At 60.2% G+C, this 25,440-nt stretch carries 30 protein-coding genes; 25 read left to right on the top strand and 5 right to left on the bottom strand.

The genetic code is table 11. The features are described 5' to 3' along the window. Positions 1-13: 13 nt before the first annotated feature. The 8 genes from CH92_RS13910 to CH92_RS13875 all read left to right on the top strand — a co-directional run bounded on the left by CH92_RS13910 (position 14) and on the right by CH92_RS13875 (position 6,216). Positions 14-1,126 carry a protein-glutamate methylesterase/protein-glutamine glutaminase gene (locus CH92_RS13910; RefSeq protein ID WP_025242377.1) on the top strand — a complete coding sequence of 371 codons (1,113 nt, stop codon included), beginning with the start codon at positions 14-16 and terminating at the stop codon, positions 1,124-1,126. Continuing rightward, entirely contained in the window at positions 1,126-1,866 is a 741-nt protein-coding gene (locus CH92_RS13905) for a flagellar motor protein (RefSeq protein WP_025242376.1), read from the top strand. The genes CH92_RS13910 and CH92_RS13905 overlap by 1 nt, the downstream gene beginning before the upstream one ends. A 154-nt stretch (positions 1,867-2,020) precedes the next feature. Then, entirely contained in the window at positions 2,021-2,848 is an 828-nt protein-coding gene (motD, locus tag CH92_RS13900) for a flagellar motor protein MotD (RefSeq protein ID WP_025242375.1), read from the top strand. Between the two features lie 88 nt (positions 2,849-2,936). Beyond that, positions 2,937-3,725 (top strand): ParA family protein, encoded by a 789-nt coding sequence (locus CH92_RS13895; RefSeq protein WP_025242374.1) that lies wholly within the window; start codon positions 2,937-2,939, stop codon positions 3,723-3,725. Between the two features lie 86 nt (positions 3,726-3,811). Continuing rightward, positions 3,812-4,648, top strand: a complete 837-nt coding sequence (locus CH92_RS13890) for a CheW domain-containing protein (protein WP_025242373.1) — start codon at positions 3,812-3,814, stop codon at positions 4,646-4,648. Between the two features lie 86 nt (positions 4,649-4,734). Further along, positions 4,735-5,214 (top strand): chemotaxis protein CheW, encoded by a 480-nt coding sequence (locus CH92_RS13885; RefSeq protein WP_025242372.1) that lies wholly within the window; start codon positions 4,735-4,737, stop codon positions 5,212-5,214. 3 nt (positions 5,215-5,217) lie between these two features. Next, positions 5,218-5,631 (top strand): DUF2802 domain-containing protein, encoded by a 414-nt coding sequence (locus tag CH92_RS13880; protein WP_025242371.1) that lies wholly within the window; start codon positions 5,218-5,220, stop codon positions 5,629-5,631. Positions 5,632-5,775: 144 nt separating this feature from the next. After that, positions 5,776-6,216: a rhodanese-like domain-containing protein gene (locus CH92_RS13875; protein WP_025242370.1), complete on the top strand. Its 441-nt coding sequence runs from the start codon at positions 5,776-5,778 to the stop codon at positions 6,214-6,216. Here CH92_RS13875 and CH92_RS13870 read toward each other — a convergent pair. Then, positions 6,197-6,520 (bottom strand): EscU/YscU/HrcU family type III secretion system export apparatus switch protein, encoded by a 324-nt coding sequence (locus CH92_RS13870; protein WP_025242369.1) that lies wholly within the window; start codon positions 6,518-6,520, stop codon positions 6,197-6,199. The two genes, CH92_RS13875 and CH92_RS13870, sit on opposite strands and share 20 nt — an antisense overlap. Then, positions 6,517-8,037: a flagellar hook-length control protein FliK gene (locus CH92_RS13865; RefSeq protein ID WP_025242368.1), complete on the bottom strand. Its 1,521-nt coding sequence runs from the start codon at positions 8,035-8,037 to the stop codon at positions 6,517-6,519. Before CH92_RS13865 ends, CH92_RS13870 begins: the two co-directional genes overlap by 4 nt. A 132-nt stretch (positions 8,038-8,169) precedes the next feature. Here CH92_RS13865 and ccmA point away from each other — a divergent pair, with 132 nt between their 5' ends. The 15 genes from ccmA (at position 8,170) to CH92_RS13795 (ending at position 21,454) form a co-directional block, all read left to right on the top strand. Continuing rightward, positions 8,170-8,805: a cytochrome c biogenesis heme-transporting ATPase CcmA gene (ccmA, locus tag CH92_RS13860; protein WP_025242367.1), complete on the top strand. Its 636-nt coding sequence runs from the start codon at positions 8,170-8,172 to the stop codon at positions 8,803-8,805. Beyond that, a complete protein-coding gene (ccmB, locus tag CH92_RS13855; protein ID WP_025242366.1) occupies positions 8,802-9,473 on the top strand; it encodes a heme exporter protein CcmB in 672 nt (223 codons plus the stop codon). The genes ccmA and ccmB overlap by 4 nt, the downstream gene beginning before the upstream one ends. Before the next feature lie 154 nt (positions 9,474-9,627). Beyond that, positions 9,628-10,380 carry a heme ABC transporter permease gene (locus tag CH92_RS13850; RefSeq protein ID WP_025242365.1) on the top strand — a complete coding sequence of 251 codons (753 nt, stop codon included), beginning with the start codon at positions 9,628-9,630 and terminating at the stop codon, positions 10,378-10,380. Next, positions 10,380-10,556, top strand: a complete 177-nt coding sequence (gene ccmD, locus CH92_RS13845; protein WP_025242364.1) for a heme exporter protein CcmD — start codon at positions 10,380-10,382, stop codon at positions 10,554-10,556. Before CH92_RS13850 ends, ccmD begins: the two co-directional genes overlap by 1 nt. Continuing rightward, positions 10,553-11,020 (top strand): cytochrome c maturation protein CcmE, encoded by a 468-nt coding sequence (gene ccmE / locus CH92_RS13840; protein WP_025242363.1) that lies wholly within the window; start codon positions 10,553-10,555, stop codon positions 11,018-11,020. Before ccmD ends, ccmE begins: the two co-directional genes overlap by 4 nt. Beyond that, positions 11,017-12,990: a heme lyase CcmF/NrfE family subunit gene (locus tag CH92_RS13835; RefSeq protein WP_025242362.1), complete on the top strand. Its 1,974-nt coding sequence runs from the start codon at positions 11,017-11,019 to the stop codon at positions 12,988-12,990. Before ccmE ends, CH92_RS13835 begins: the two co-directional genes overlap by 4 nt. A gap of 1 nt (position 12,991) precedes the next feature. Further along, positions 12,992-13,522 (top strand): DsbE family thiol:disulfide interchange protein, encoded by a 531-nt coding sequence (locus tag CH92_RS13830; protein WP_025242361.1) that lies wholly within the window; start codon positions 12,992-12,994, stop codon positions 13,520-13,522. After that, positions 13,519-13,992, top strand: coding sequence for a cytochrome c-type biogenesis protein (locus CH92_RS13825; protein ID WP_025242360.1), 474 nt, complete (start codon positions 13,519-13,521; stop codon positions 13,990-13,992). The genes CH92_RS13830 and CH92_RS13825 overlap by 4 nt, the downstream gene beginning before the upstream one ends. Beyond that, positions 13,989-15,206, top strand: coding sequence for a c-type cytochrome biogenesis protein CcmI (gene ccmI / locus CH92_RS13820; protein ID WP_025242359.1), 1,218 nt, complete (start codon positions 13,989-13,991; stop codon positions 15,204-15,206). The genes CH92_RS13825 and ccmI overlap by 4 nt, the downstream gene beginning before the upstream one ends. An 83-nt stretch (positions 15,207-15,289) precedes the next feature. Further along, on the top strand, positions 15,290-15,658 hold the full coding sequence (locus CH92_RS22305) for a hypothetical protein (protein WP_423833181.1): 369 nt from the start codon (positions 15,290-15,292) through the stop codon (positions 15,656-15,658). Positions 15,659-15,793: 135 nt separating this feature from the next. Continuing rightward, the gene (locus tag CH92_RS13815; protein WP_025242358.1) at positions 15,794-16,090 is read left to right on the top strand and encodes a flagellar protein FliT; all 297 of its coding nucleotides are present in this window, start codon (positions 15,794-15,796) and stop codon (positions 16,088-16,090) included. Between the two features lie 371 nt (positions 16,091-16,461). Further along, positions 16,462-17,931, top strand: a complete 1,470-nt coding sequence (locus CH92_RS13810; RefSeq protein WP_025242357.1) for a sigma-54 dependent transcriptional regulator — start codon at positions 16,462-16,464, stop codon at positions 17,929-17,931. Between the two features lie 271 nt (positions 17,932-18,202). Next, positions 18,203-19,309 (top strand): sensor histidine kinase, encoded by a 1,107-nt coding sequence (locus tag CH92_RS13805; protein WP_080690007.1) that lies wholly within the window; start codon positions 18,203-18,205, stop codon positions 19,307-19,309. A 5-nt stretch (positions 19,310-19,314) separates the two neighbouring features. Continuing rightward, positions 19,315-20,718 carry a sigma-54-dependent transcriptional regulator gene (locus CH92_RS13800; RefSeq protein WP_025242355.1) on the top strand — a complete coding sequence of 468 codons (1,404 nt, stop codon included), beginning with the start codon at positions 19,315-19,317 and terminating at the stop codon, positions 20,716-20,718. A 70-nt stretch (positions 20,719-20,788) separates the two neighbouring features. Continuing rightward, positions 20,789-21,454 carry a thiopurine S-methyltransferase gene (locus CH92_RS13795; protein ID WP_025242354.1) on the top strand — a complete coding sequence of 222 codons (666 nt, stop codon included), beginning with the start codon at positions 20,789-20,791 and terminating at the stop codon, positions 21,452-21,454. A 200-nt stretch (positions 21,455-21,654) separates the two neighbouring features. Here CH92_RS13795 and htpX read toward each other — a convergent pair whose 3' ends face one another. From htpX to CH92_RS13780, 3 genes are all read right to left on the bottom strand, one after another. After that, positions 21,655-22,527 (bottom strand): protease HtpX, encoded by an 873-nt coding sequence (gene htpX / locus CH92_RS13790; RefSeq protein WP_025242353.1) that lies wholly within the window; start codon positions 22,525-22,527, stop codon positions 21,655-21,657. A gap of 114 nt (positions 22,528-22,641) precedes the next feature. Then, the gene (locus CH92_RS13785) at positions 22,642-23,085 is read right to left on the bottom strand and encodes a hypothetical protein (RefSeq protein WP_025242352.1); all 444 of its coding nucleotides are present in this window, start codon (positions 23,083-23,085) and stop codon (positions 22,642-22,644) included. A gap of 4 nt (positions 23,086-23,089) precedes the next feature. Then, positions 23,090-24,301, bottom strand: a complete 1,212-nt coding sequence (locus CH92_RS13780) for a pyridoxal phosphate-dependent aminotransferase (protein WP_025242351.1) — start codon at positions 24,299-24,301, stop codon at positions 23,090-23,092. 191 nt (positions 24,302-24,492) lie between these two features. Between CH92_RS13780 and msrB the strand changes: the two genes are divergently transcribed. After that, a complete protein-coding gene (gene msrB, locus CH92_RS13775; protein WP_025242350.1) occupies positions 24,493-24,891 on the top strand; it encodes a peptide-methionine (R)-S-oxide reductase MsrB in 399 nt (132 codons plus the stop codon). A gap of 33 nt (positions 24,892-24,924) precedes the next feature. Further along, a complete protein-coding gene (locus CH92_RS13770; RefSeq protein ID WP_025242349.1) occupies positions 24,925-25,407 on the top strand; it encodes a glutathione peroxidase in 483 nt (160 codons plus the stop codon). Positions 25,408-25,440: the final 33 nt, after the last annotated feature.

The raw sequence follows: 25,440 nt of genomic DNA, 5'->3' as shown, positions 1-25,440 counted from the left end.
CTAGGAGTGTTTTATGGCAGTCAAGGTCCTGGTGGTGGACGATTCCGGCTTCTTCCGCCGCCGTGTATCGGAGATCCTTTCTTCAGACCCCAATATTCAGGTTATTGGAACCGCTACCAACGGACGCGAAGCAATCGATCAGGCATTGGCGTTGAAGCCTGATGTGATCACCATGGATTACGAGATGCCGATGATGGACGGCATCACTGCCGTACGGCAGATCATGCAGCGTTGCCCAACGCCCGTGCTGATGTTTTCTTCGCTTACCCACGAAGGTGCGCGAGTGACGCTCGACGCGCTGGACGCCGGGGCAGTGGACTTTCTGCCGAAGAATTTCGAGGACATTTCCCGCAATCCGGCCAAGGTCAAGCAACTGCTTTGCGAGAAGATCAACACCATCTCGCGCAGTAATCGGCGCTTCAGCAGCACAGCCAGCACTCTTGCTGCCGCGCCGGCTGCTCCGGCCTTCGGGGCGCGTTCAGCCAGTAGTGCGCCGGCTGCCAGCCCCACGGCAAGGTCCGCCTCTCCAGCCCATTCGGCACCGGTTTCAGCGCCTCGACGAAAGTCGTATCGTCTGGTCGCCATTGGCACCTCGACGGGTGGACCAGTCGCGCTTCAACGGGTGCTGACCCAGCTCCCCGCCAATTTTCCGGCTCCCATCGTATTGATCCAGCATATGCCCGCTGCCTTCACCAAGGCGTTCGCCGAGCGATTGGACAAACTCTGCAAGATTCGCGTCAAGGAAGCCGAGGACGGCGATCTGCTGCGTCCCGGCCTTGCGTTGTTGGCGCCCGGTGGCAAGCAGATGATGGTCGACGGACGTGGTGCGGTGCGCATCCTGCCTGGCGACGAGCGACTGCATTATCGGCCATGCGTGGACGTGACCTTCGGCTCTGCGGCCAAGGCATTCGGCGATAAGGTGCTGGCGGTGGTACTCACCGGTATGGGCGCCGACGGCCGGGAAGGCGCACGCATGCTCAAACAGGGCGGCAGCCAGGTGTGGACCCAGGACGAGGCGAGTTGTGTCATCTATGGCATGCCGATGGCCGTGGTGAAGGCCAACCTCAGCGACGCCGTCTATGATCTCGATGAAATCGGCCGCCACCTGAGCGAGGCGTGCCTCTGATGGATGTGCTCAGCCTCATCGGGCTGGTTCTTGCGTTTGTCGCCATCGTCGGGGGCAATTTCCTCGAGGGTGGTCACGTCTCGGCCTTGCTCAATGGGCCGGCCGCCTTGATCGTACTGGGCGGAACGCTGGGCGCTGTACTGCTGCAGACGCCGATGGCCGTGTTCATGCGCGCTATGTCGGTGGTCGGCTGGATCCTTTTCCCGCCGCGGGTCGACATGGCTCATGGCATCAGTCTGGTTACAGGCTGGAGCGCCACGGCGCGCAAAGAGGGGCTGTTGGGTCTCGAGCCGATTGCTGAAAACGAACCAGATCCTTACGCCCGCAAAGGCTTGCAGCTGCTGGTCGACGGCGCTGAGCCTGAAGTGATCCGCAGCATTCTCGAGGTCGATCTATACACCCAGGAATCCCGCGATCTGCGCGCGGCGAAGGTGTTCGAGAGCATGGGCGGTTATTCCCCCACGGTGGGCATCATTGGTGCCGTGATGGGACTGATACACGTGATGGGCAACCTCGCCGATCCCAGTCAGTTGGGCAGTGGCATTGCCGTTGCGTTCGTTGCCACCATTTACGGCGTTGCCTTTGCAAATCTGCTGGTTTTGCCCATTGGGCAGAAGCTCAAGAGCGTGGTGCAGAAGCAGACCGTCTACCGTGAAATGCTGCTCGAAGGCGTCCTGTCGATCGCCGAAGGGGAAAATCCTCGCTCGATCGAAATGAAGCTACAAGGCTTCATGGATTGAGTGATGCAAGGCTGACAGTGCGCACTTCTGCCGCTGTGGATATGAGATTGAACATGGCAAATGCACAGATCATCGCCGCTAACCGTCACAGCGCTGCCGCTCAGAGCGCGTGGTTCGTGGCTGCGTGTCTGTTCTCGTCGGGAAGCGTCTGATCATGGCTCGACGCAGAATTCACGAGGAACCTGAGAACCACGAGCGCTGGCTGGTTTCCTACGCGGATTTCATCACCTTGCTGTTCGCCTTCTTCGTGGTGATGTACTCGATCTCATCGCTTAACGAAGGCAAATACAAAATCCTCTCCGATTCGCTGGTAGGGGTATTCAATCAGGCCGACCGCGCCGTCAAGCCGATCCCGGTCGGCGAAGAACGGCCTCGCACTACGCAGCCGGACGTTTCCGAGATTGACGAACCGCAAACGTCGCAAACGCCAATTGATCCGCTGCAAAGCATCATGCAGAGCATGCAGACGGCTTTTGCCGATCTGATCGACGCGAATCAGCTGACCATTCGCGGCAATGAGCTGTGGGTCGAGATCGAGCTGAATTCCAGCCTGTTGTTTCCCAGCGGCGATGCGTTGCCCAACGATCACGCATTCGCCCTGCTGGAGCGCGTCGCCAGGATTCTGGCGCCCTTCGATAACCCGATCCATGTTGAAGGCTTTACCGATAACCTGCCGATCAATACGAATAAATTCCCCACCAACTGGGAGCTTTCCGCTGCGCGTGCCGGCAGTGTAGTTCGAATGCTGGCTGCCGATGGCGTCGATGCGTCACGGCTGGCGGCAGTGGGCTATGGTGAGTTTCAGCCTATCGCGGACAACTCAACTGCAGAAGGCCGGGCACGCAATCGCCGAGTGATTCTGGTCATCTCACGCAATCTCGATGTGCGTCGCAGCGTGAGTGGTGTAGGCAGTGGCAACGCCCGAGCCATCGGCGCGGCTTTGCACTCTGGCACACAATCTGCAAACGCTCCAAGTCGTTAGGTGCCGCGCGCGGTGTCGTCAATTCTCCGTCGTCGGTCAAGCCGACGCGGCCGTTCCCGGTCTGGTTCGATCCGGATGGAAAAGAGTTATGAGAGTCTGGGCTGTAGCCAATCAAAAAGGCGGAGTGGGTAAGACCACCACTTCAATCGCACTTGCCGGATTGCTGGCCGATTCCGGCAAGCGGGTCGTGGCGCTGGATCTCGACCCTCATGGCTCGATGACCAGCTACTTCGGTCACGATCCGGATAATCTCGATCGCAGCGTCTTCGATCTGTTCCAGCATCAGGGCGTCGTACCAGAAGGGCTGCCCTGGCAGTTACTGCTGCCGACGAGTCATGAGCGGGTGTCGCTGTTGCCGTCGAGCACGGTGCTGGCGACCCTGGAACGTCAGTCGCCGGGGCAGAACGGCCTCGGTCTGGTCATTGCCAAGAGCCTCTCGCAGCTCTGGCAGGACTTCGATTACGCCATCATCGACAGCCCGCCGCTGCTCGGTGTGTTGATGGTCAATGCATTGGCGGCCAGTCAGCAATTGGTCATTCCGGTGCAGACGGAATTTCTGGCGATGAAGGGCCTGGAGCGGATGGTCAGTACGTTGAGCATGATCAACCGATCGCGCAAGCGGGCATTGCCGTACACCATCGTGCCGACCATGTTCGATCGACGCACCCAAGCCTCGATGAATACGTTGAAAGTGCTGCGTAATGGCTACCAGGCCAATTTATGGCAGGCCTTCATCCCGATTGACACACGCTTGCGTGATGCCAGTCGCGCGGGCGTCACGCCTTCGCAGTACGACCCCAACAGCCGCGCGGTGCTTGCTTATCGGGCGCTGCTCAAGACATTGCTGACGGCACAAGCTTCGCCGCAGGTGGCCTGAATGGCGACGTACGGATCAGATTGTGGTTCAAGTTCGCCGTGGCGGCGGCCGATAGCCTATCCAGTGGGTTTGCACGAGTTGGTTTCATGAGCCGTACCGTTCTTAAAGAAAGCCGATCGCAACAGACGCTGCAGTCTTATCTCGACGCGCTCTTGCAAGATGCCGTCATGGAACTGGCCGATTCGGTCAGTCATGACGAGTTTCAGGCCGCAGTGCTCGAAGAACAGCAGCGCGACATTCAGCGTGTGGTTCCGCTGCGGCCCGTCGCGATGCCTGAACCAGCATTTGAACCAGCGCCGATTCCCGTGCCGGTAATAGCCGAGCCGGAAGCGTTGCTGGAATTACCGCCGGAGTTACCGGCGCAGCCATTGCCGGTACCGGTCGAGCCGATTGCCAACTTCGAGTTGCAGGGACAGGTGCCAGGCGGCCCGCCGGCACAACGGAACAGCCAGCCGGAGTGGGGTGAGGAGCCGTTCGAATGCTTGTTGTTCGACGTGGCTGGCCTGACGCTGGCGGTACCGTTGGTCAGTCTCGGCTCGATCTATCCGCTCGCCGGGCAGGATCTGACGCCGCTGTTTGGCCAGCCCTCCTGGTTTCTCGGCATATTGCCGAGCCAGGCCGGTAACTTGAAGGTATTGGACACGGCGCGCTGGGTCATGGCGGAGCGCTATCGCGACGATTTTCGCGAGGGCCTTCAGTACGTGATTTCGGTGCAGGGATATGAGTGGGGTCTGGCGGTGCATCAGGTCAGTCGCTCGATCCGCCTGGACCCGAAAGAGGTCAAATGGCGTTCGCAGCGTACCCAGCGGCCTTGGTTGGCCGGTACGGTGATCGATCATATGTGCGCGCTGGTAGATGTGGCCGCGCTTGCGGAGCTGATCGCCAGTGGCGCGACCCGCCAGCTCAAAGGCGTCCCGTCGTAAACGAATTGAATAACCAAGGGTACGCGCAGGCGTCCCGAGTAACCGATAGAATCGACCGCCACAGCGGTACATGAAGAGGTGGGGCTATGAAGACGACTTCCGCACAGGGTTCCGAAGATCCGGTCCTGCAGTGGGTAACCTTCCGACTGGATAACGAAACCTACGGCATCAACGTGATGCAGGTTCAGGAAGTGTTGCGTTATACCGAAATTGCACCGGTGCCAGGCGCGCCGAGCTATGTGCTTGGCATCATCAACCTGCGTGGCAATGTGGTCACCGTGATCGATACGCGTCAGCGCTTCGGTCTCGACGCCGCGCCCGTCTCCGACAACACGCGCATCGTCATCATCGAGGCGGATCGCCAGGTGGTTGGCATTCTGGTCGATAGCGTGGCTGAAGTGGTTTACCTGCGCCAGTCGGAGATCGAAACCGCTCCCAACGTTGGTAACGACGAGTCGGCGAAGTTCATCCAGGGCGTCTGCAACAAGAACAACGAGCTACTGATTCTGGTTGAACTGGACAAGATGATGAGCGAAGAAGAATGGGCGGAACTTGAGAGCATCTGAGACATGATCGCGTCGCTGGTTGCGGCAGTCGTCGCGCTTGCTCTGTGCTGTCTGGCACTGCTGGGCTGTTGCATCTGGCTATTCCGTCGCCAGCGGCAGCAAGCCGAGTTGCAAGCGCGTGAGGATGCTGCTCGGGACAAACGCATCAAAGCGCTCGGGGGCCGGCTGGAGAACTATCTGGAAGGCACCGTCCGCATGGGCAAGGAGCTGCACGAATTGTCAGGCATCGTTGCGCCGTTGCCGGAAAAACTCAGTCAACTCGAACAACGCGATCCGAACAGTTTCACCTTCTCCCAGGCCGCCAAGCTGGTCGGCATGGGGGCCAGCATCGACGATCTCACCCAATCCTGCGGCCTGTCTCAGTCGGAAGCCGAACTGATGCGCAAGCTGCATGCGTCGCGCCGCAACCCGGAATAGCTTCATCTCCTTGCGATTTCTGTGATCCATGTCCGGCCTTCAGGCCGGGCAGTGAACGATATGACCATTGCTTCCTCCAATCTGGACAAGGCTACGCCATGTCTGGTGCGGGCCCATGCCCCGACGGCGGGCGAGGAGGATGTGATGCTGCGCATTCTGATGCTGTGTCTGCTGGTGAGCCCGGCCTGGGTCTTCGCGGCGGAAGCGCCAGTGGAGGTCGATGGTGCGATGACCGTCAATGTTTACCAAGCCAGGCAGCTCCACGCGCTTGGGGCCGTTTTCGTCGATGTGCGTCCGAATCGTGAATGGGATTGGGGGCATATAGAAGGCGCGGTGCATTTGGATCTCGCACGGGAATTCTTTGGGTTGTCGCAAAACGAATGGCCCAGAAGCGTGCCGCTGGTGATCTATTGCGACAGCGAGGTCTGTCCGGCCAGCGCCGAGGCGGCACGTCTTGCCGTGGCGTGGGGTTACGAGCAGGTGTTTTATTTCCGCCAGGGTTACTTCGCCTGGACGTTGGCGGATTTCCCTCAGGAAAAAGGTCGGTTCGACGATGTCACGACCCTCAACGCTCAGGCCCATTGAGGCGCAGGGCGGACGAAGAGTCCTGTTGCTCGGTAAATCCTGGCGGACATTTGCCTTTCAGGTACCAGGCGAACGCGATGATCTCGGCGATGGTGCGATAGAGCGCCTCGGGAATGGCATCACCCAGCTCCAGACGCGCCAGCAGTTTCACCAGCTCGGCATTTTCGTAAATCGGCACTTCATGCTCGCGCGCGATCGCCAGTATCGCTTCGGCCAGCTCGTCGTCGCCCTTGGCGGACAGGGTTGGTGTAGTGGCGCCATCGTAGGTGAGGGCGATGGCTTGGCGCGGTGTGCTGGCTGTCATGCGGTTTCGTCCACGAAAAGTTGATCCAGGGAGGTGCGAGGCCCTTGGGGGGGCGTGCCTTGCCGGCAGGCGAGTTCGCCGATATTCAGCCCGGCCGTGACCAGCCGCTGGCGCAGGTGATCGAGTTCTGCCGAGATCAGGTCCGCGGTGCCGCTGCGTTCTGCCCATATCTGGCTCGACAGGCTGCCCTGGAGCAGCTGCGCCTGAACCTGTAGCGGACCCAGGGGCGCTACATCGAAAGCGAGCTCGACTTTCCAGAGGATGTCCGGTTTCTCTTTGCGGTTGTGCTGGGGCTCTTCTTCACGCTGGAATTTCACCTGCAACGGAACGATATCGCGCTGATCGCGCATCGGCACCTCGATCTGCCAGGTCGTGACCTGAGTGCCGTCCGGGCTGGTCTGCGTCTGGGCGAGGCTGGATAGCTGGTGAGTCTGCAATCGCGACACGGCGGCGGCGGCGAGCTTCAGCAGTAGCTCCAGGTCGGGCTCTTCCTCGGCATTGGGTAATAACCGGCTCGGTAATGGAAAGCTTTGCGCCAGCTGACGGATGTTCGGTTGTCCCAAGGCGCCCAGCGCATTACGGGCGAAGGCCGGCAGTGCCTGACCGAGCGCGGCACCGGCCTGTGCCGCCGCCGGTCCTCCGCCTGGTAGCCCGGGTAGCTGAGCGATCAGGCGGAGCAGGGCGGCCTTCATATCGGTCGGCAGGCTGCTCTCCTGGCCGCTCAGGAGACTTCCCTCTAGAAAAACACCGCTGCGCGCCAGTGCCTGGGCCAGCGTCTTGGCGTCACCGAGTTGTCGCATATCCGGGACCAGACCGAGCAGACGCTCGGCCGCGCCGCGCAACTGTTCGGGCAATCGATTACCGGATCCAAGGGCACCCAGCAATCCCTCGATCGAGCCCTGGCGATTGTGCTGTGCAGTCAATTGCTGGCCCAGCACCAATTGGTCGAGGCGTCCACTCAGCGGCATGAACGACAGCGACTGGTCGCCCTGGACTCTGGCCGTTACCAGGTTGCCGGGCGCGAGCGGTATCGCCGATTCGACGTTCAGTTTCTGTCCGGCGAGCGGCGAGTTGAGCAGGCTGATCACGACCTTGAATACCACCTTCCCGTCCTGCTGCGTTTGCTGGCTGGCTGTCACCTTGCCTTGCACCACGCTCCCCACCGGCAGCTGGGTGAGGTCGATACTGCCCTGCGGCTGACGATTGCCGGGTTGCAGGGCCGCCATGAGGCGGGTGTCGGACACGGCGGTGATGAGCATGGCGGTCCCGGGTACAGCGGCCCTGGGGCTGCTGGTCTCGACCGTCGCCTGTCTTCCGTTGGTCAGTGTCAGACGCAGTGTCAGCTGAAAGCTTTGCAGCGCCTCCTTGATACTGACGACCTCGGCTTCGGCACTTTCCCCTGCGATAAGCAATCCCTGCATCGGCTGCAACAACTTCAGTGCCAGCTCGGCCGAGTTCGTCACCGGGCGAGAGGGGCCGGAAGAGGGGATTGCCTGGGTACTTTTGATCTCGGTCATTTTTACTTAAATGCTCTTACAACCTTTCGCCGTTGTGGCCTTTGGTGGGTGGGCTCGGCATGTATAATTCCGGCCGCCCGGCCCGCTATCGATGTAGCGGCCGGGCTTCTTCCATCTTGAGGTAGCCCTAGCGTGTCCAGTCCCTTTCTAGAAGCTGTAGCGCTTTCCTGTGAGCGGGACTGGCGTCTCTTGTTCGAGAGGTTAGACCTGCGGATCGCCAAAGGGGAAATGTTGCAGATCGCTGGCCCCAATGGCAGCGGCAAGACCAGCCTGCTGAGGTTGCTTTCCGGCCTGATGCAACCTACCAGCGGTAAGGTGCTGCTCAACAACCGTGAGCTTGAGAGCCAGCGCGATGAGCTGGCCCGTAACCTACTGTGGATTGGTCATGCGGCGGGTATCAAGGGGTTGCTCACCGCGGAAGAGAACCTCACCTGGCTGTGTGCCCTGCACCAGCCTGCGACGCGCGATGCGATCTGGCAAGCGCTCGATGCGGTTGGGTTGCGTGGCTTCGAGGATGTGCCCTGTCACACGCTGTCGGCGGGGCAGCAACGACGAGTCGGCCTGGCCCGGCTGTATTTGTCGCCGCCACCCCTATGGATACTCGATGAGCCCTTCACCGCGCTCGACAAGCATGGCGTGGCGCAACTCGAGCGGCATCTGGCGGCCCACTGCGAGCTGGGCGGCATGGTCGTGCTGACGACACATCATTCCCTCGCCGAGAAGCCGGCGGCCTTCCGCGAAATCGATCTGGGGCAGCGGGCCGCATGAGTAACGTCTTTACTTTGCTGCTGGCTCGCGAAACCCGCCTGTTGTTCCGTCGACCGGCGGAACTGGCTAATCCGTTGGTTTTCTTCGCCATCGTCATTGCTCTTTTTCCGCTGGCGGTCGGCCCCGAGTCGCAATTGCTGCGGACGATTTCGCCGGGATTGATCTGGGTCGCTGCGCTATTGGCGGTGTTGCTCTCGCTGGACGGACTGTTTCGCAGCGATTTCGAGGATGGGTCGCTCGAACAGTGGGTCGTTTCGCCGCACCCCCTGGCGCTTCTAGTCCTCGCCAAGGTGCTGGCACACTGGTTGTTTTCCGGCCTGGCGCTGGTGCTGCTAGCCCCGTTACTGGGTCTCATGCTGGGAATGCCGGTCAGCGCGCTGCCGGTCCTGCTGGTTTCGCTGCTGCTGGGCACGCCGATACTCAGCCTGCTGGGTGCGGTGGGTGCGGCCCTGACCGTCGGCCTCAAACGTGGTGGCTTGCTACTGGCGCTGCTCATTCTGCCGCTGTATATCCCCGTATTGATCCTGGGCAGTGGGGCGTTGCAAGCAGCATTACAGGGGTTGCCTGCGCTTGGTTACCTGTTATGGCTTTCCAGCCTGACTGCCTTGGCAGTTACCCTGTCACCCTTTGCGATAGCGGCCGGCCTGAAAATCAGCGTCGGCGAATGACGGATTGCACGATGTTTCTATCCGATAGCGGAGCGCGAATCGCCGATGCGAGACGAACGGCTTCGACAACGATGAGTTTACTGATCGCGAACGAGAGGCGACTGTCCGGTTTCGGAGCAGTATCGGCTTGCATGGTGAACATGAGGCACGCTCAATGAACTGGACATGGTTCCACAAACTGGGTTCGCCCAAATGGTTCTACGAGATCAGTGGGCGTTGGCTGCTGTGGCTGGCCTGGGCGGCGCTGTTACTGATCAGCGTCGGCGTGGTCTGGGGGCTGGCATTCGCGCCGCAGGATTATCAGCAGGGAAACAGCTTTCGCATCATCTACATTCACGTGCCGGCTGCCTTTCTGGCGCAGTCGATTTACGTGATGTTGGCGGTGGCAGGGCTCGTCGGGCTGGTCTGGAAGATGAAGCTGGCCGATGTCGCCCTGCAGCAGGCCGCGCCCATAGGCGCCTGGATGACGTTCATTGCGCTGGTGACCGGTGCGGTATGGGGCAAGCCGACCTGGGGTGCCTGGTGGGTGTGGGACGCACGTCTGACATCGATGCTGATTCTGCTGTTCCTGTATTTCGGCATCATTGCCCTTGGTCAGGCAATCAGCAACCGCGACAGCGCCGCCAAGGCCTGCGCAGTGCTGTCGATAGTCGGCGTGGTCAACATCCCGATCATCAAATATTCGGTGGAGTGGTGGAACACCCTTCACCAACCCGCCACCTTTACGGTGACGGAAAAGCCGGCCATGCCGGTGGAAATGTGGCTGCCGCTGTTGGTCATGGTGTTGGGTTTTTACTGTTTCTTCGCCGTGGTGCTGCTGATGCGTATGCGCCTCGAAGTGCTGCGTCGTGAATCTCGGAGCAGCTGGGTCAAGGCCGAAGTAAAGGCGTTGGTAGGCAAGGCATGATGTATTTCTCGTCGTTTTCCGAGTTCCTCGCCATGGGCAACCATGGGCTGTATGTCTGGACTTCCTATGGCATCAGCCTGGCGGTCCTGATTCTCAACGTGGCACTGCCGATGATGGCGCGCCGGCGTTATCTGCAAGACGAGGCGCGTCGTTTGCGCCGGGAGGAAATGAAGTGAATCCTGTGCGCAAGAAGCGTCTGTTCATCGTGCTGGCCATTCTGGCTGGTGTGGGCATTGCGGTGGCGCTGGCGTTGTCTGCCCTGCAAGAGAACATCAACCTCTTTTACACGCCTACCCAGATCGCCGCGGGTGAAGCGCCAGAGGGCACACGCATCCGCGCTGGCGGTATGGTCGAAGAGGGTTCGGTACAACGCAGTAGCGATTCGCTGACAGTGACCTTTCGTGTCACCGACTATGCCGAAGCAGTCACCATTCAATACCAAGGGATTCTTCCCGACCTGTTTCGTGAAGGACAAGGAATCGTCGCCTTGGGGCGCGTAAATGCGGACGGTGTGCTGATCGCTGATGAAGTGCTCGCCAAGCATGACGAAAATTACATGCCGCCTGAAGTCACCGCAGCGCTGGAAAAAAGCGGCAAAAGCAAGCCCTACGGTGGCAGCGAGCAGGAGTACGCGAAATGATCCCCGAACTCGGTCATCTTGCGATGATTCTGGCGCTGTGTCTGGCTGTCGTGCAGGGCACGCTCCCGTTGATCGGTGCCTGGCGCGGTGACAGTCAATGGATGGGGCTGGCGCAACCGGCCGCTTGGGGACAGTTCTCGTTCCTGGCGTTCTCCTTCGCTTGTCTCACTTACGCCTTCATGGTCGATGATTTTTCCGTGGCCTATGTCGCGCAAAACTCCAATAGCGCCTTGCCCTGGTATTACAAGTTCAGCGCGGTGTGGGGCGCGCACGAAGGGTCGCTGCTGTTGTGGGCATTCATTCTGTCGGGCTGGACCTTCGCCGTATCGATCTTCTCGCGTCAGTTGCCGGAAGACATGCTGGCGCGGGTGCTGGGCGTGATGGGTCTGATCAGCATCGGTTTCCTGCTCTTTTTGATCGTCACCTCCAACCCCTTCGAGCGTCTGCTGCCGCAGGCGCCAATGGATGGGCGTGACCTCAATCCGCTGCTTCAGGATTTCGGTCTGGTGGTGCATCCGCCAATGCTCTATATGGGCTATGTCGGTTTCTCGGTGGCCTTTGCGTTTGCTATTGCCGCACTGCTTGGTGGTCGCCTGGACGCCGCCTGGGCACGCTGGTCGCGGCCCTGGACGCTGATCGCCTGGGCGTTCCTGGGCACCGGTATCGCCCTGGGCTCCTGGTGGGCTTATTACGAACTGGGCTGGGGCGGCTGGTGGTTCTGGGATCCGGTGGAAAATGCCTCCTTCATGCCTTGGCTGGTGGGCACCGCTTTGATTCATTCGCTGGCGGTGACGGAGAAACGCGGGGTCTTCAAGAGCTGGACGGTGCTGTTGGCCATCGCAGCCTTTTCGCTCAGTCTGCTGGGCACTTTCCTGGTTCGCTCCGGCGTGCTGACTTCGGTGCATGCCTTTGCGACCGACCCGGCGCGTGGTGTTTTCATCCTGGCCTTCCTGCTGATTGTCATCGGCGGTTCGCTGACCCTGTTCGCGCTGCGTGCGCCGGTGGTGAAAAGCCAGATCGGCTTTGGTCTGTGGTCGCGTGAGACGCTGCTGCTGGTCAATAACCTGTTGCTGGTCGTTGCCACCTCGATGATCCTGCTGGGCACCTTGTACCCGTTGCTGCTCGATGCGATTTCTAATACCAAGCTCTCGGTCGGCCCCCCTTATTTCAATGCGATGTTCCTGCCGCTCATCGGCGCGCTGATGCTCGCGCTCGCCGTGGGTGTGCTAGTGCGCTGGAAGGACACGCCGGTGCAATGGCTGATCGGCATGCTGACCCCGGTGCTGATCACCAGCGCCGTCCTCGGTGGGTTGGGCTCGATGCTGTTCGGTGATTTCCACTGGGCCGTATTGGCAGTGTGTCTGCTGGCTGCCTGGGTGGTAACCGCCGGGGTGCGCGACATACTCGACAAGACCCGTCACAAGGGGCTGATGAAGGGGATCAGAAGCCTGGCGCCGAGCTACTGGGGAATGCAGCTGGCGCATTTCGGTCTGGTGGTCTGTGCGCTGGGCGTGGTGCTGACGAGCCAACAGAGCGACGAGCGTGATCTACGTCTGGCACCCGGGGAGTCGCTGCAGTTGGGTGGTTACAGTTTCGTTTTCGACGGCGCCGAGCATTTCGAAGGTCCCAACTTCACCTCCGATAAGGGCACCATTCGCGTTTTCGAGGGCGATGAGCAGGTAGCGACGCTGCATCCGGAGAAGCGCCTTTACACGGTGCAGCAAATGCCGATGACCGAGGCGGGCATCGATGCCGGCTTCACTCGCGATATCTATGTGGCCCTCGGTGAGCCGCTGGATAACGGTGCCTGGGCAGTGAGGGTGCATATCAAACCGTTCGTGCGCTGGATCTGGATGGGCGCATTACTGATGTCGCTGGGTGGCGTGCTTTCGGTCAGCGACAAGCGCTACCGGGTGAAAGTCAGATCCCGCGTCCGCGACGCGCTCGGCTTGGCCCGGCAAGGAGCCTGAAATGAAACGAGTATTGATGCTGCTGCCGTTGGCGATCTTTCTACTGGTCGCCGTGTTTCTCTATCGCGGACTGTTCCTCGACCCGACCGAGCTGCCGTCGGCACTGATCGGCAAACCGCTACCGTCGTTCTCGCTGCCTTCGGTCGAGGACCCACAGCGGCTGGTCAGCGCTGAGAACCTCAAGGGCAAGCCGGCGCTGGTCAATGTATGGGCGACCTGGTGCGTGGCATGCAAGGTCGAACATCCAGTGCTCAACAAGCTGGCGAAACAGGGCGTGAACATTTATGGCGTTAATTACAAGGACGACAACGCGGCGGCGCAGAAATGGCTGCGGGATTTCCACGATCCTTATCAGCTGAACATTCGTGACGAGCAGGGCAGCCTGGGCCTGGACCTGGGCGTATATGGCGCGCCCGAAACTTTCATCGTCGACAAGCAGGGCGTCATTCGCCACAAGTATGTTGGCGTTATCGATGAGCGCGTCTGGCGCGAGCAACTCGCGGCGCTGTATCAAGAACTGGTGGACGAATGAAACAGCTGATCCAGGGGATTGTGCTGGCGTTGTGTCTGGTAGGTGGCGTGCAGGCGGCGATCGACGCCTACGAATTCAAGACCGATGCCGAGCGGGAGCGTTACCGCACATTGGTCGAGGAACTGCGTTGTCCCAAGTGCCAGAACCAGAACATTGCCGATTCCAACGCGCCGATCGCCATGGACCTGCGTCGTGAAATCTATCGCATGGTGGAAGAAGGGCAGAGTAACGAGCAGGTCGTCGACTATCTCGTCGCCCGTTACGGCGACTTCGTGCGCTACAAGCCGCCCGTCAATGCCAAGACGTTAGTGCTCTGGTACGGCCCTTTTGCCTTGCTGGTACTCGGGTTCGGTGTGCTGGCGTTCATCTTGATCCGCCGTCGTCGAAGCGCTGCTGGCGTGGCGTCGAACACTCTTTCCGAGGCCGAGCGCGCGCGCCTTGCCATGTTGCTGGATAAAAAAGAACCATGATCGATTTCTGGATAGGTGCAGGCCTGCTGTTGTTGGTCGCCCTGGCGTTCCTGCTGCTTCCCCTGGCTCGGGGGCGTCGTGTACAGGCGGAAGAGGACCGGACGGCATTGAATGTCGCACTCTACGAGGAGCGGCTCGCTGAACTGGCCGCACAACAGTCGGCAGGGACGCTCACCCCGGAACAGTTCGAGGCGGGACGAGCCGACGCGGCGCGTGAGCTGCTAGACGACACCGAGGGTGACGATACCTCTCGGCGCAGCAACCTGGGCCGAGCGGTACCGTTGATCGCGGCTATTCTCATGCCGTTGCTTGGGTTCGGGCTGTACATGCATTGGGGAGCGAGCGACAAGCTGGAGCTGGCGCGCGAGTTCGCTGAACAACCTCGAACCATGGAAGAAATGACGACGAGGCTGGAGCGCGCAGTGAAGGCACAGCCCGAGTCCACCGAGGCCTGGTATTTTCTGGCCAGAACCTATATGCGCCAGGACCGACCAGTGGACGCAGCCGCGGCCTATGAGCAGCTCATCAAGCGGGCGGGCCGCCAGCCGGAGCTTCTGGGCCAATGGGCACAGGCGCTCTATTTTGCCGAAGGCCGCCAATGGTCGACGCAGATGCAGCAGCTGACCGACGAGGCACTCAAGGGGGATCCCCGCGAAGTCACCAGCCTCGGGCTGCTGGGCATTGTCGCCTATGAAGAGCAGCGTTTCGACGAAGCGATCGGATTCTGGGAGAGACTGGTCGCAACGCTGCCAGCCGAAGATCCCTCGCGAGAAGCCATTCAGAGCGGCATTGTCCGCGCCCGAGAACAACTTGGTGAGCCGGCTTCGCCAAGTGCGGAGAAACCTGCGAGCGAAACGGCTGGGGTTGTCGGCCCTGAGCTGACGGTCGATGTGCAACTGGGTGCCGCGCTGAACGATGAGGTGCGGCCTACTGATACGGTATTCGTCTTTGCTCGCGCGCTATCCGGTCCGCCGATGCCGTTGGCGGTGAAACGCCTGACGGTGGCCGATCTGCCTGCTACGGTCAGTTTGAGCGACGCCGATGCAATGACTCCGCAGCTTCGCTTGTCCAACTTCAAGCAGGTCAAATTGTTTGCCCGTATCTCCAGAGATGGAAATGCCACACACGGTGAGTGGCAGGGCAGCAGCGAGCCGCTGGCGCCGAGCACCGGCGGCTCGGTCAAGCTGACCATCGATCAACCTGAAGCGCCTTGATCGCAAAGCCTCAGGAGGCCAGTGACATGACGGATTTAGTTTCGACAGCGGTATATCGCCTGCCTCGGGTTGGCGGCGTAGTGATGCTGGCATTGCTGCTGGGAGCCTGTGCGGGCAATCCCTATGAGACATCTGAACCGACACGCGGACCAACCCCGCCAGTGTCAGATCCTAGCGAACCGGTTGTGAGCCCTCCGCCGGTGCGTACGCCCCCGGCTCCGCGCCCACCTCCTACACAAAAAAGCCATCCACGTTACGCACCGCCGCCGCATGCCGCTGCGCACTGGGACAATCGCTTGGGCGTCTATGTCGTTGAAGGGCAGGATATGTTCTACCGCGAGCGTCTCTACTACCGCTGGGACGGCGACTGGTATTGTGCTGGCCGGCCCGACGGTCCCTGGGAGCCGGTCGCGCCTCCAAGCGTTCCTACCGGCCTGCGCAGTTTGCACTGACGCGGCAAAGCCCGATTTTTTCCGTGAGAGCGTTAAAGACGATTTGAAGGTTGCCGATAAAGGTTCAGACACCGCCAGCAGTGCCGTGTGGCCGCTTAGGTTCGGCCTTGTAACCAGTTCATCCGGAGCGGATCCATGAGTGCAGCAGTCAAACGTCTTGAGGAAACCGGCAGCGCGCTACGCGATGCGATGGCGCAGCAGGACTGGACGGCGATTAGTGTCCTGGATCTGCAATGTCGCCAGGTCGTAGAGGCCGTAATGGTTGAGCCTCGTGAGGACGAGCCGGCACTCCGGCAACGCCTGCAGGAACTGGTGAATCTCTATCATGAGCTGGTCACGACCTGTCAGGCCGAGCAACAGCGCTTCGCGGACGAGTTGCTTCAGCTCAATCAATCCCAGCGCAATGCCAACGTTTATAAGCTTTTTGGCTGATATCGAGGCGATATCTGTTTATCGGGACCCTGAGCTCGATAGCTCGCGGTCAGCGTGACAGCATATGCCCGAATCCTATCCGAAGGGCCGTCTCGGCGCTGTGCCCGCCGCAACGCATACTTGCTTGGTTCTATGGGCTAGGCTGACAAGGTGCCGATAGTCTGTATGTCTGCAGTCGCTGCATTCCCCGCCCAACGCCGCCCTAGATCAGTCGGCAGCCAGTCGTTTTTTAGTCTTTTGTCGTTGAATCACGTCATAAATTTGACTCGAGGCGTTTTTTTTAATTAACTACTGGCTATCTGCCGATGGCGTAAGTGTTTCTATCGAGACGAGCGCGGCCCCTCCTTTCAGCCTCTAGAGCTATAAACAAGATGTGGCGTGAAACCAAAATTTTGTTGATAGATGACGATCAGGATCGCCGCCGGGATTTGGCGGTCATTTTCAATTTTCTGAGTGAGGATCATCTGGCCTGCGCCAGTAGCGAATGGCAGAGCATGGTCGATGCGTTGGAGTCGAGTCGTAGCATTCTCGGTGTGATGCTCGGTGACGTTTCAGCCAAGGGCGGTGCGGTGGAGTTACTCAAGCAGCTCAGCAAGTGGGACGAAAACCTGCCGTTGATGTTGATTGGCGAGCCTGTACCGACGGACTGGCCGGACGAAATCCGCCGGCGCGTACTGACCAGCCTCGAGATGCCGCCGAGCTATAACAAGCTGCTCGATTCGCTTCACCGGGCTCAGGTCTATCGGGAAATGTATGACCAGGCCAAGTCGCGGGGACGGCAACGCGAGCCCAACCTGTTCCGCAGCCTGGTTGGCACCAGCCGTGCAGTACAGCATGTTCGGCAAATGATGCAGCAGGTTGCCGATACTGAAGCGAGCGTGCTGATCCTCGGTGAGTCCGGAACCGGCAAAGAGGTCGTTGCGCGTAACCTGCATTACCATTCCAAGCGCCGCAGTGGACCTTTCGTTCCGGTCAACTGCGGGGCGATTCCGGCCGAGCTGCTGGAAAGCGAACTGTTTGGCCATGAAAAGGGCGCGTTCACCGGAGCGATCTCTTCCCGTGCCGGTCGTTTTGAACTGGCCGAGGGCGGGACGCTGTTTCTCGACGAAATCGGTGACATGCCGTTGCCTATGCAGGTCAAGTTGCTGCGGGTCCTGCAAGAGCGCACCTTCGAGCGCGTGGGCAGCAACCGTACGCAAAATGCCGATGTCCGAATAATTGCGGCGACCCACAAGGATCTGGAAAAGATGATTGTGGACGGCAGTTTCCGCGAGGATCTGTATTACCGCCTCAATGTTTTTCCCATCGAAATGGCTCCGCTGCGCGAACGCATCGAGGACATTCCGCTGTTAATGAACGAGCTGATCTCGCGTATGGAGCACGAGAAACGTGGCTCCATTCGCTTCAACTCGGCGGCAATCATGTCGCTCTGCCGTCACGATTGGCCGGGCAACGTGCGAGAGCTCGCCAATCTCGTCGAGCGCATGGCGATCATGCATCCATACGGTGTGATCGGTGTGATGGAACTGCCGAAGAAATTCCGCCACGTCGATGATGATGATGAGCAGTATGCCATCAGCGTGCATGACGAAATGGAGGAGCGTGCTGCGATCAATGCGCCAATTGTCGCTGCCGACGCGCACGCCATGCTTCCGGTGGAAGGCCTCGATCTGAAGGATTATTTGGGTAATCTGGAGCAGGGGCTCATCCAGCAGGCGCTCGAGGATGCGGGCGGAGTAGTTGCACGGGCTGCCGAACGCCTGCGTATTCGACGAACGACTCTAGTCGAAAAAATGCGCAAGTACGGCATGAATCGTCGCGACGATGACCTGGACGAATGAACGCTCCTCTATGCCGCTGATCTAGTCGGCGTGGATATCCCCTCCGGTCCTTTTCCTCTATCACTAGGGTTTGTTCCCGTTTTGCTGCTCGCCGCGACGTGGCGGGAACAAGATCCTAGGCATGATCCTTGCTGTCGTCACTTCACCGACCATCTTTTGACGGATACGAGTGCCAGTGCCTTCAGCGTCCTCTTCATCAGCGATAAATCAGCGCCTGACCAAGATCTCGGCAAGCAGTGAGCTTGCCCAGTCGCTCGAGCTGTTTACCCGCATGTCAGGTCGGCTGGGTGCGTCCCAGCAGTTTCTGCAGACGCGTGTAGCTGAATTGAAGGACCAGCTGGCCGAAACCAGCGCACAGCGCCGACGCGAGTTCGACGAGAAGGAGCGCCTGGCCAATCGTCTGCAGAGTCTGCTGGACCTGTTGCCAGGCGGCGTAATCGTCATCGACGGGCAGGGTGTAGTCCGCGAAGCCAATCCGGTTGCGTTGGAGCTGCTTGGCGGGCCGCTCGAAGGAGCGCTCTGGCGCGAGGTGATCGCTCGTAGCTTTGCGCCGCGCAAGGATGATGGCCATGAGATCTCGCTGAAAGATGGACGTCGCGTTTCCATCGCTACGCGTTCGTTGAATGGTGAGCCAGGACAGCTGGTGTTACTGACCGATCTGACCGAGACGCGGCTGCTGCAGGGGCAACTGGCCCGCCACGAGCGTTTGTCCGCGCTGGGACGGATGGTGGCTTCGTTGGCTCATCAGATCCGCACGCCGCTATCCACAGCATTGCTTTATGCCAGCCACCTGGAGCAGGGCGGCCTGGCCGCCGAGCAGCAGAAGCGCTTCGCCGGGCGCCTGAAGGACCGCCTGAATGAACTGGAGCACCAGGTCCGCGACATGCTGGTGTTTGCTCGCGGCGACTTGCCATTGGAGGATCGGCTGGCCCCGGCCGAACTGCTGGCTGGGTTGCGTGCTGCGGCCGAGACGAAAGTGGAGGGTGTCGCCGTTCGTTGGCAATGCGATGTTCCAGCCGGTGGGCTGCTGTGTAACCGCGACACGCTGGTGGGTGCACTGCTCAACCTGATCGAGAATGCGCTTCAGGCTGCCAGCAGCGACCCAAGGCTGAAAGTGCATGTCTACACACGAGATTCAATGTTGCGTATCAGCATCAGCGACAACGGCGCTGGGATGGATGCGGCAACCCTGGCTCGACTCGGAGAGCCCTTTTTCACCACCAGGGCGACCGGGACCGGCCTGGGCCTGGCCGTTGTCAAATCGGTGGCGCGCGCGCACTCCGGTGCGCTCGAGTTGCGTTCTCGGCCGGGCCGAGGGACTTGCGCCACCCTTCAATTGCCGCTGCTTCCGGCGTCCTTGCCGGCAATTTCGGAGTGAGGCCCATGGCTGCGAAAATTCTGCTCGTCGAAGACGACCGTGCATTACGCGAGGCGCTAGGCGATACGCTCGACCTTGGCGGTTATTCCTATCGTGCGGTCGATAGCGCCGAGGCCGCATTGCTGGCGCTGGGGCGGGAGGACTTCGGTCTGGTGGTCAGTGACGTGAATATGCCGGGCATGGACGGTCATGCCTTGCAAGTGCTGATCCGCCAGCGATACCCGCAGGTACCGGTCCTGCTGATGACGGCATTCGGTGCCGTTGAACGAGCGGTCGAGGCGATGCGTCAGGGAGCGGTAGACTATCTGGTCAAGCCATTCGAGCCGAACGTCTTGCTCGGGCTGGTTGCTCGGCATGCCTGCGGCCAGCTTGGTGCAGCCAGCGAGGAAGGTCCGGTTGCCGTCGAACCGGCAAGTCAACAACTGTTGGCACTGGCGGCTCGAGTCGCGCGCAGCGATTCGACCGTATTGGTCTCCGGCGAGTCCGGCACCGGCAAAGAGGTGCTGGCCCGCTATATTCACCAGCAATCAGCGCGCGCCGAAAAGCCGTTCATTGCGATCAACTGCGCGGCTATACCGGACAACATGCTCGAGGCGACCCTGTTCGGCCACGAGAAGGGTGCTTTCACCGGCGCCATCGCAACGCAGCCGGGCAAGTTCGAGCAGGCCGAAGGCGGCACGCTGTTGCTTGACGAGATTTCCGAGATGCCGCTGGGCCTCCAGGCCAAGTTGCTGCGTGTGCTGCAGGAGCGCGAGGTCGAGCGTGTCGGCGGTCGTAAACCCATCCCGCTGGATATTCGCATCGTTGCCACTACCAACCGTGATCTGGCCGAGGAGGTTCGAAGCGGGCGGTTCCGAGAGGACCTCTTCTATCGCCTCTCCGTGTTTCCGCTCGCCTGGCCGGCGTTGCGCGATCGACCTGCGGACATCGTGCCTCTGGCCGAACGACTGCTGGCCAATCATGCATTGAAGATGCGCCAGCCTAGCGCCACGCTCACGGCCGGGGCCCGTGATTGTTTGCTCGGTCACGCCTGGCCGGGCAATGTTCGTGAACTGGATAACGCGATCCAGCGCGCCTTGATTCTGCAGCAAGGCGGCTTGATCCGGCCGGACGATCTCTGTCTGAGCTCCACGGCTGGCTTCGCCTCGTTGGCGCGAAGCGCTGCGGCTGACCCCGCACCGGTGCGGTCAACGCCCGTATCTCCAGCGCCTGCCGAGGCCGCTGGAGCATTGGGTGACGACCTGCGCCGTCGTGAGTTCGAAGTGATTCTCGAAACTTTGCGAGCAGAGCGCGGCCGCCGAAAGCAGACTGCCGATCGGCTAGGGATCAGCGCACGTACCCTGCGCTACAAATTGGCGCAGATGCGTGATGCCGGCATGGACCCGGAAACGGTCTTGCATGCAGGCTGAACCGCCTAGAGGCGATCGCTACCGGTAGCTCTGATAAGCTCTGGCCGTCATCGCTCATGAGGGTCTGGATATGGATGAAGGGTTCTGGAAACGACGCTGGGCACGCAATGAGATCGGTTTTCACCTGAACGATGTCAATCCTTATCTTCGTCGCTATTGGCCGGATTTACAGCTGGCCAAAGGCGCACGTGTACTGGTGCCGCTGTGTGGCAAGAGCCTCGACATGGCCTGGTTGTCAGAACAGGGTTTTGCGGTGCTTGGCATCGAGCTGAGCGAGCGCGCGGTCGAAGATTTTTTCGCCGGGCGGCATTTGGCAGCCGAGGTAAGTGCCCAGGGTGAGTTCAAGGTCTATCGAGCCGGTGCGCTGGAAATCTTCTGTGGCGATTTCTTCGCTCTGACCCACCGCGACGTGGCTGACTGTCAAGGGCTCTACGATCGTGCTGCGCTGATTGCCTTGCCCCCAGATATGCGTCAGCGCTACGTCGCACATCTGATGAACATTCTTGCACCGAACTGCAAGGGCTTGCTGATCACTCTGGATTACGAGCAGGAGCAAATGGCCGGTCCGCCATTTGCGGTGAGTGACACCGAAATTCGGCAGTCCTTGGGCTCGAGTTGGCATCTCGAAATACTGGAGCGGGCAAACGTGCTGGACGACGACGGCAACTGGAAGTTTCTCCAGCGTGGTCTGACGCGTCTGGATGAAAGCTGCTATCGACTCGATGGCCGCTGGTAGAGCGGCCCCCGCTACGCTGGCGAAGTGTGTTCTAGAGCGCCTCGAAGAGAGGCTTTTGGGGTGTCGAGAACTTCGGGTCAACGTTCCCGTCTCAGCTTGCGCCTAGGCGCGATCTGGGCTGATGAGCGTCGAGGTTCGGGGCGTCGCTTTTGCATGTCAGGGCTGAGGGCGGCCGACACCGCCCTCGTGTTTGATCGCGCTTAACCGCGTTGGCGCAGGGCCTCGATGCGGTCTTCCAGCGATGGGTGCGTCATCAGCAGGCCCGCCAGGCCGTTACGCAGGGATCCGTTGATGCTGAAGGCCTTGAGACTGTCCGGCATATCCACCGGCACGCCCTGTTCCGTGCGCAACCGCTGCAGGGCACCGATCATCGCGCTGGTGCCGGCCAGTTGGGCGCCCGCTTCGTCGGCGCGGAACTCACGTTTGCGCGAGAACCACATGACGATGATGCTGGCGAGAATGCCTAGCACCAGTTCCGCAAAGATGGTCGCGACGAAGTAGCCGATACCATGGCCGTCTTCGTTTTTCAGGATCGCGCGATCGACGAAGCTGCCGAAGATCCGGGCAAAGAACATGACGAAGGTGTTCACCACGCCCTGGATCAGCGCCAGGGTCACCATGTCGCCGTTGGACACATGACCGATCTCATGAGCCAGTACGGCCTTGACCTCATCCGGCGAAAAACGCTCGAGCAAGCCTTGGCTGACGGCGACGAGCGCATCGTTTTTGTTCCAGCCGGTGGCGAACGCGTTGGCTTCGTAGGCGGGGAAGATACCCACTTCCGGCATCTTGATGCCGGCGTCGCGGGAAAGCTGCTCGACCGTTTGCAGCAGCCATTGCTCATGGCGCGTGCGGGGTTGGCTGATAATTTCTGTGCGTGTACTCATTTTCGCCATCCACTTGGAGATGAACAGCGAAACCAGTGCGCCTGCGAACCCGAAGACGGCACAGAACACCAGCAGGCTGCCGTAGTTCTGACCCGTGTAACGATCCACTCCGAGTAGCTTCAGGGTGATGCTGGCAACAACCAATACAGCCAGGTTAGTGGCCAGGAACAAGAAAATGCGCATCATGTTGCGGCAGACTCCAAGGGGAACAATAAAGAACGATAGGCTATATAAGGGGCGGGCCGGCGCGATTCAACCGGGCGACTATTTCAAGCTATGTCGCCTGTATCGCCGATGGGCTCAGGACTGGCTGGATAGGGTGCTGGCGAACAGCTGTCGAGTCAGCCGCGCGAGCCGTTCGCCATGACCTTCCTGTAACGCCTGGCGAAGCTGGTTAGCCAGGCTCGAGTGCACCCGGCGTACGCTGGGCGGTAGGGATTCGACGCCGTTCGGGATTTCGTCGAGCGTACGGGTCAGGCGCAGGAATGCCTTCTCGGTCAGCACAGCCTGATCGACGGCGAGAAATTGAATGGTGCTTTCGAAGCGCAGATAGCCTTCTTCGGCCAGCCACAGCAGCGCGCCGAGACAACTCTGGTGTCGCTTGCTGGGCAGGCCGAACTCGTCCGGCTCTTCATGGCCGATGAGGTCTTCTACATACAGGGTGATCTTCCGTGGAAACGCCTGATAGAGCATCAGCAGGCTTGCCGCGGCGTCCCGGTAGAAGTCATCGATCTGCAAATCCATCTAACTACTGACTGTAGGTCTTGAGAAAGCTGCCGATGCGGCCGATCGCCTGCTCGAGATCATCCACCCGGGGCAGGGTGACCACGCGGAAGTGGTCCGGCCATGGCCAATTGAAGGCGGTACCCTGGACAATCAGCAGCTTTTCGGACAACAACAGGTCGAGCACGAACTTCTCGTCGTTGTGGATCGGGCAGATCTTCGGATCGATTCGTGGGAACGCGTAGAGGGCGCCCATCGGTTTCACACAGCTGACGCCGGGAATGTCGTTAAGCAATTCCCAGGTGCGGTTGCGTTGCTCGAGCAGTCGGCCCGGCGGAAGCACCAGGTCGTTGATGCTCTGATAGCCGCCGAGGGCCGTCTGGATGGCATGCTGCGACGGCACGTTGGCGCACAGGCGCATGTTGGCAAGTATGTCGATCCCTTCGATATAGCTCTGCGCCTTGTGCTTGGGGCCAGAGATCATCACCCAGCCGGAGCGGAAGCCGGCGACCCGGTAGGACTTGGACAGGCCGTTGAACGTCAGGCAGAGCACGTCAGGGGCGAGAGATGCCGTGCACACGTGCACTGCATCGTCGTAGAGAATCTTGTCGTAGATCTCGTCGGAGAACAGCACCAGCTTGTGCTGACGGGCCAGTTCGACCATGCCTTCCAGTACTTCTCGCGGATAGACGGCGCCGGTCGGGTTGTTCGGATTGATCAGTACCAGCGCCTTGGTGTTGGGCGTGATCTTGGCCTTGATGTCCGCCAGATCCGGCCACCAGTTGGCCTGCTCATCACACAGGTAGTGCACCGGCTTGCCGCCGGCCAGGCTCACCGCGGCGGTCCAGAGTGGATAATCCGGTGCTGGAATCAAGACCTCGTCGCCGTTGTTGAGCAGCGCCTGCATGGACATCACGATCAGCTCGGACACGCCGTTGCCGAGGTAGATGTCCTCGATGGTCACGCCTTCTACCTGCTTCTGCTGGTAGTACTGCATGATGGCTTTGCGCGCGCTGAACAAACCTTTGGAATCGCTGTAACCTTGTGCCGTAGGCAGGTTGCGGATCACGTCCTGAAGGATTTCCTCCGGCGCTTCGAAACCGAACGGCGCCGGGTTGCCGATGTTCAGCTTGAGGATGCGATGGCCTTCCTCTTCCAGGCGTTTGGCGTGCTTGAGCACTGGCCCACGGATGTCGTAGCAGACATTGGCGAGCTTGTTCGATTTGCTGACCTGCATGATCCTGAATGTCCCGAAGTGAAGACGCGCCTGGCTTGTCGAAGGCTGGCGGCGTTTGGCATGAACCCGGGCGCCTTGGCAGCTTGAAAGCCCGCTGCCAGACTAGGCGTCTAAGAGCAACGCATCATACGTGCGGCCCGACCACCGGAAAAGGTACAGATCCGCCTTTTTTAACATCACGAGGTGTACCGATGGACAAGCTAGAAAAACCGCTCGAAACCTGGCGTGAAGAGCTCTCCGACGAGCAGTTTCAGGTCTGCCGGCTGGGCGCGACCGAGCGCCCTTTCACTGGCAAGTACAACGACACCAAGGTGCCCGGTATTTATCACTGCGCCTGTTGCGATACGCCGTTGTTCGACTCGGACGCCAAGTTCGATTCCGGCTGTGGCTGGCCGAGTTATTTCCAGCCCGTCAGCGACACAGCCATCACCAGCGTCGACGACTTCACTCACGGCATGCATCGTATCGAAGTTAAATGCGCTCGCTGTGATGCCCATCTGGGCCATGTATTCCCGGACGGCCCAGCGCCGACCGGTCTGCGCTACTGCATCAATTCAGCATCCCTCAATCACAAGCCGCGCGACGCCTGAAGGCACTTCGCAACGCGTCAACAGGATACCGCCATGCGCGATCCTCTGTTTGACATCCCCTGCGTCACCATTGACGGCCAGCAGAAGACTCTTGCCGACTTCGATGCAAAGGTTCTGCTGGTGGTCAATACGGCCAGCGAGTGTGGATTCACGCCCCAGTACAAAGGGCTGGAGGCACTCTGGAGGCGCTATCAGCAGCAGGGGCTGGTGGTGCTTGGGTTTCCCTGTGACCAGTTCGGCCATCAGGAACCGGGCGAGGAGGGGCAGATCGCGACCTTCTGCGAGCGCAATTTCGGCGTCAGTTTCCCCCTGTTTGCCAAGATCCAGGTCAACGGTGGGGACGCCCACCCGTTGTTCGTGCAACTGAAGAAGCGCGCCCCGGGCTTGCTTGGTAGCAAGGCGATCAAGTGGAACTTCACCAAGTTTCTGATCGCTGACGACGGGCGTTCGGTTGAGCGTTTCTCTTCGCGCACTCATCCGGAGGCGCTAGCAGCGCACATCGAAGCTCATTTGTAACCCATCGCAGCAGTGCCTGAAAGGGCGTGTGCA

This window comes from Stutzerimonas stutzeri (genome assembly GCF_000590475.1).
GTDB classification, from domain to species: Bacteria; Pseudomonadota; Gammaproteobacteria; order Pseudomonadales; family Pseudomonadaceae; genus Stutzerimonas; species Stutzerimonas stutzeri_D.
Note: the sequence above shows the minus strand (reverse complement) of the source record. Positions and strands in the feature narration are given on the sequence as shown.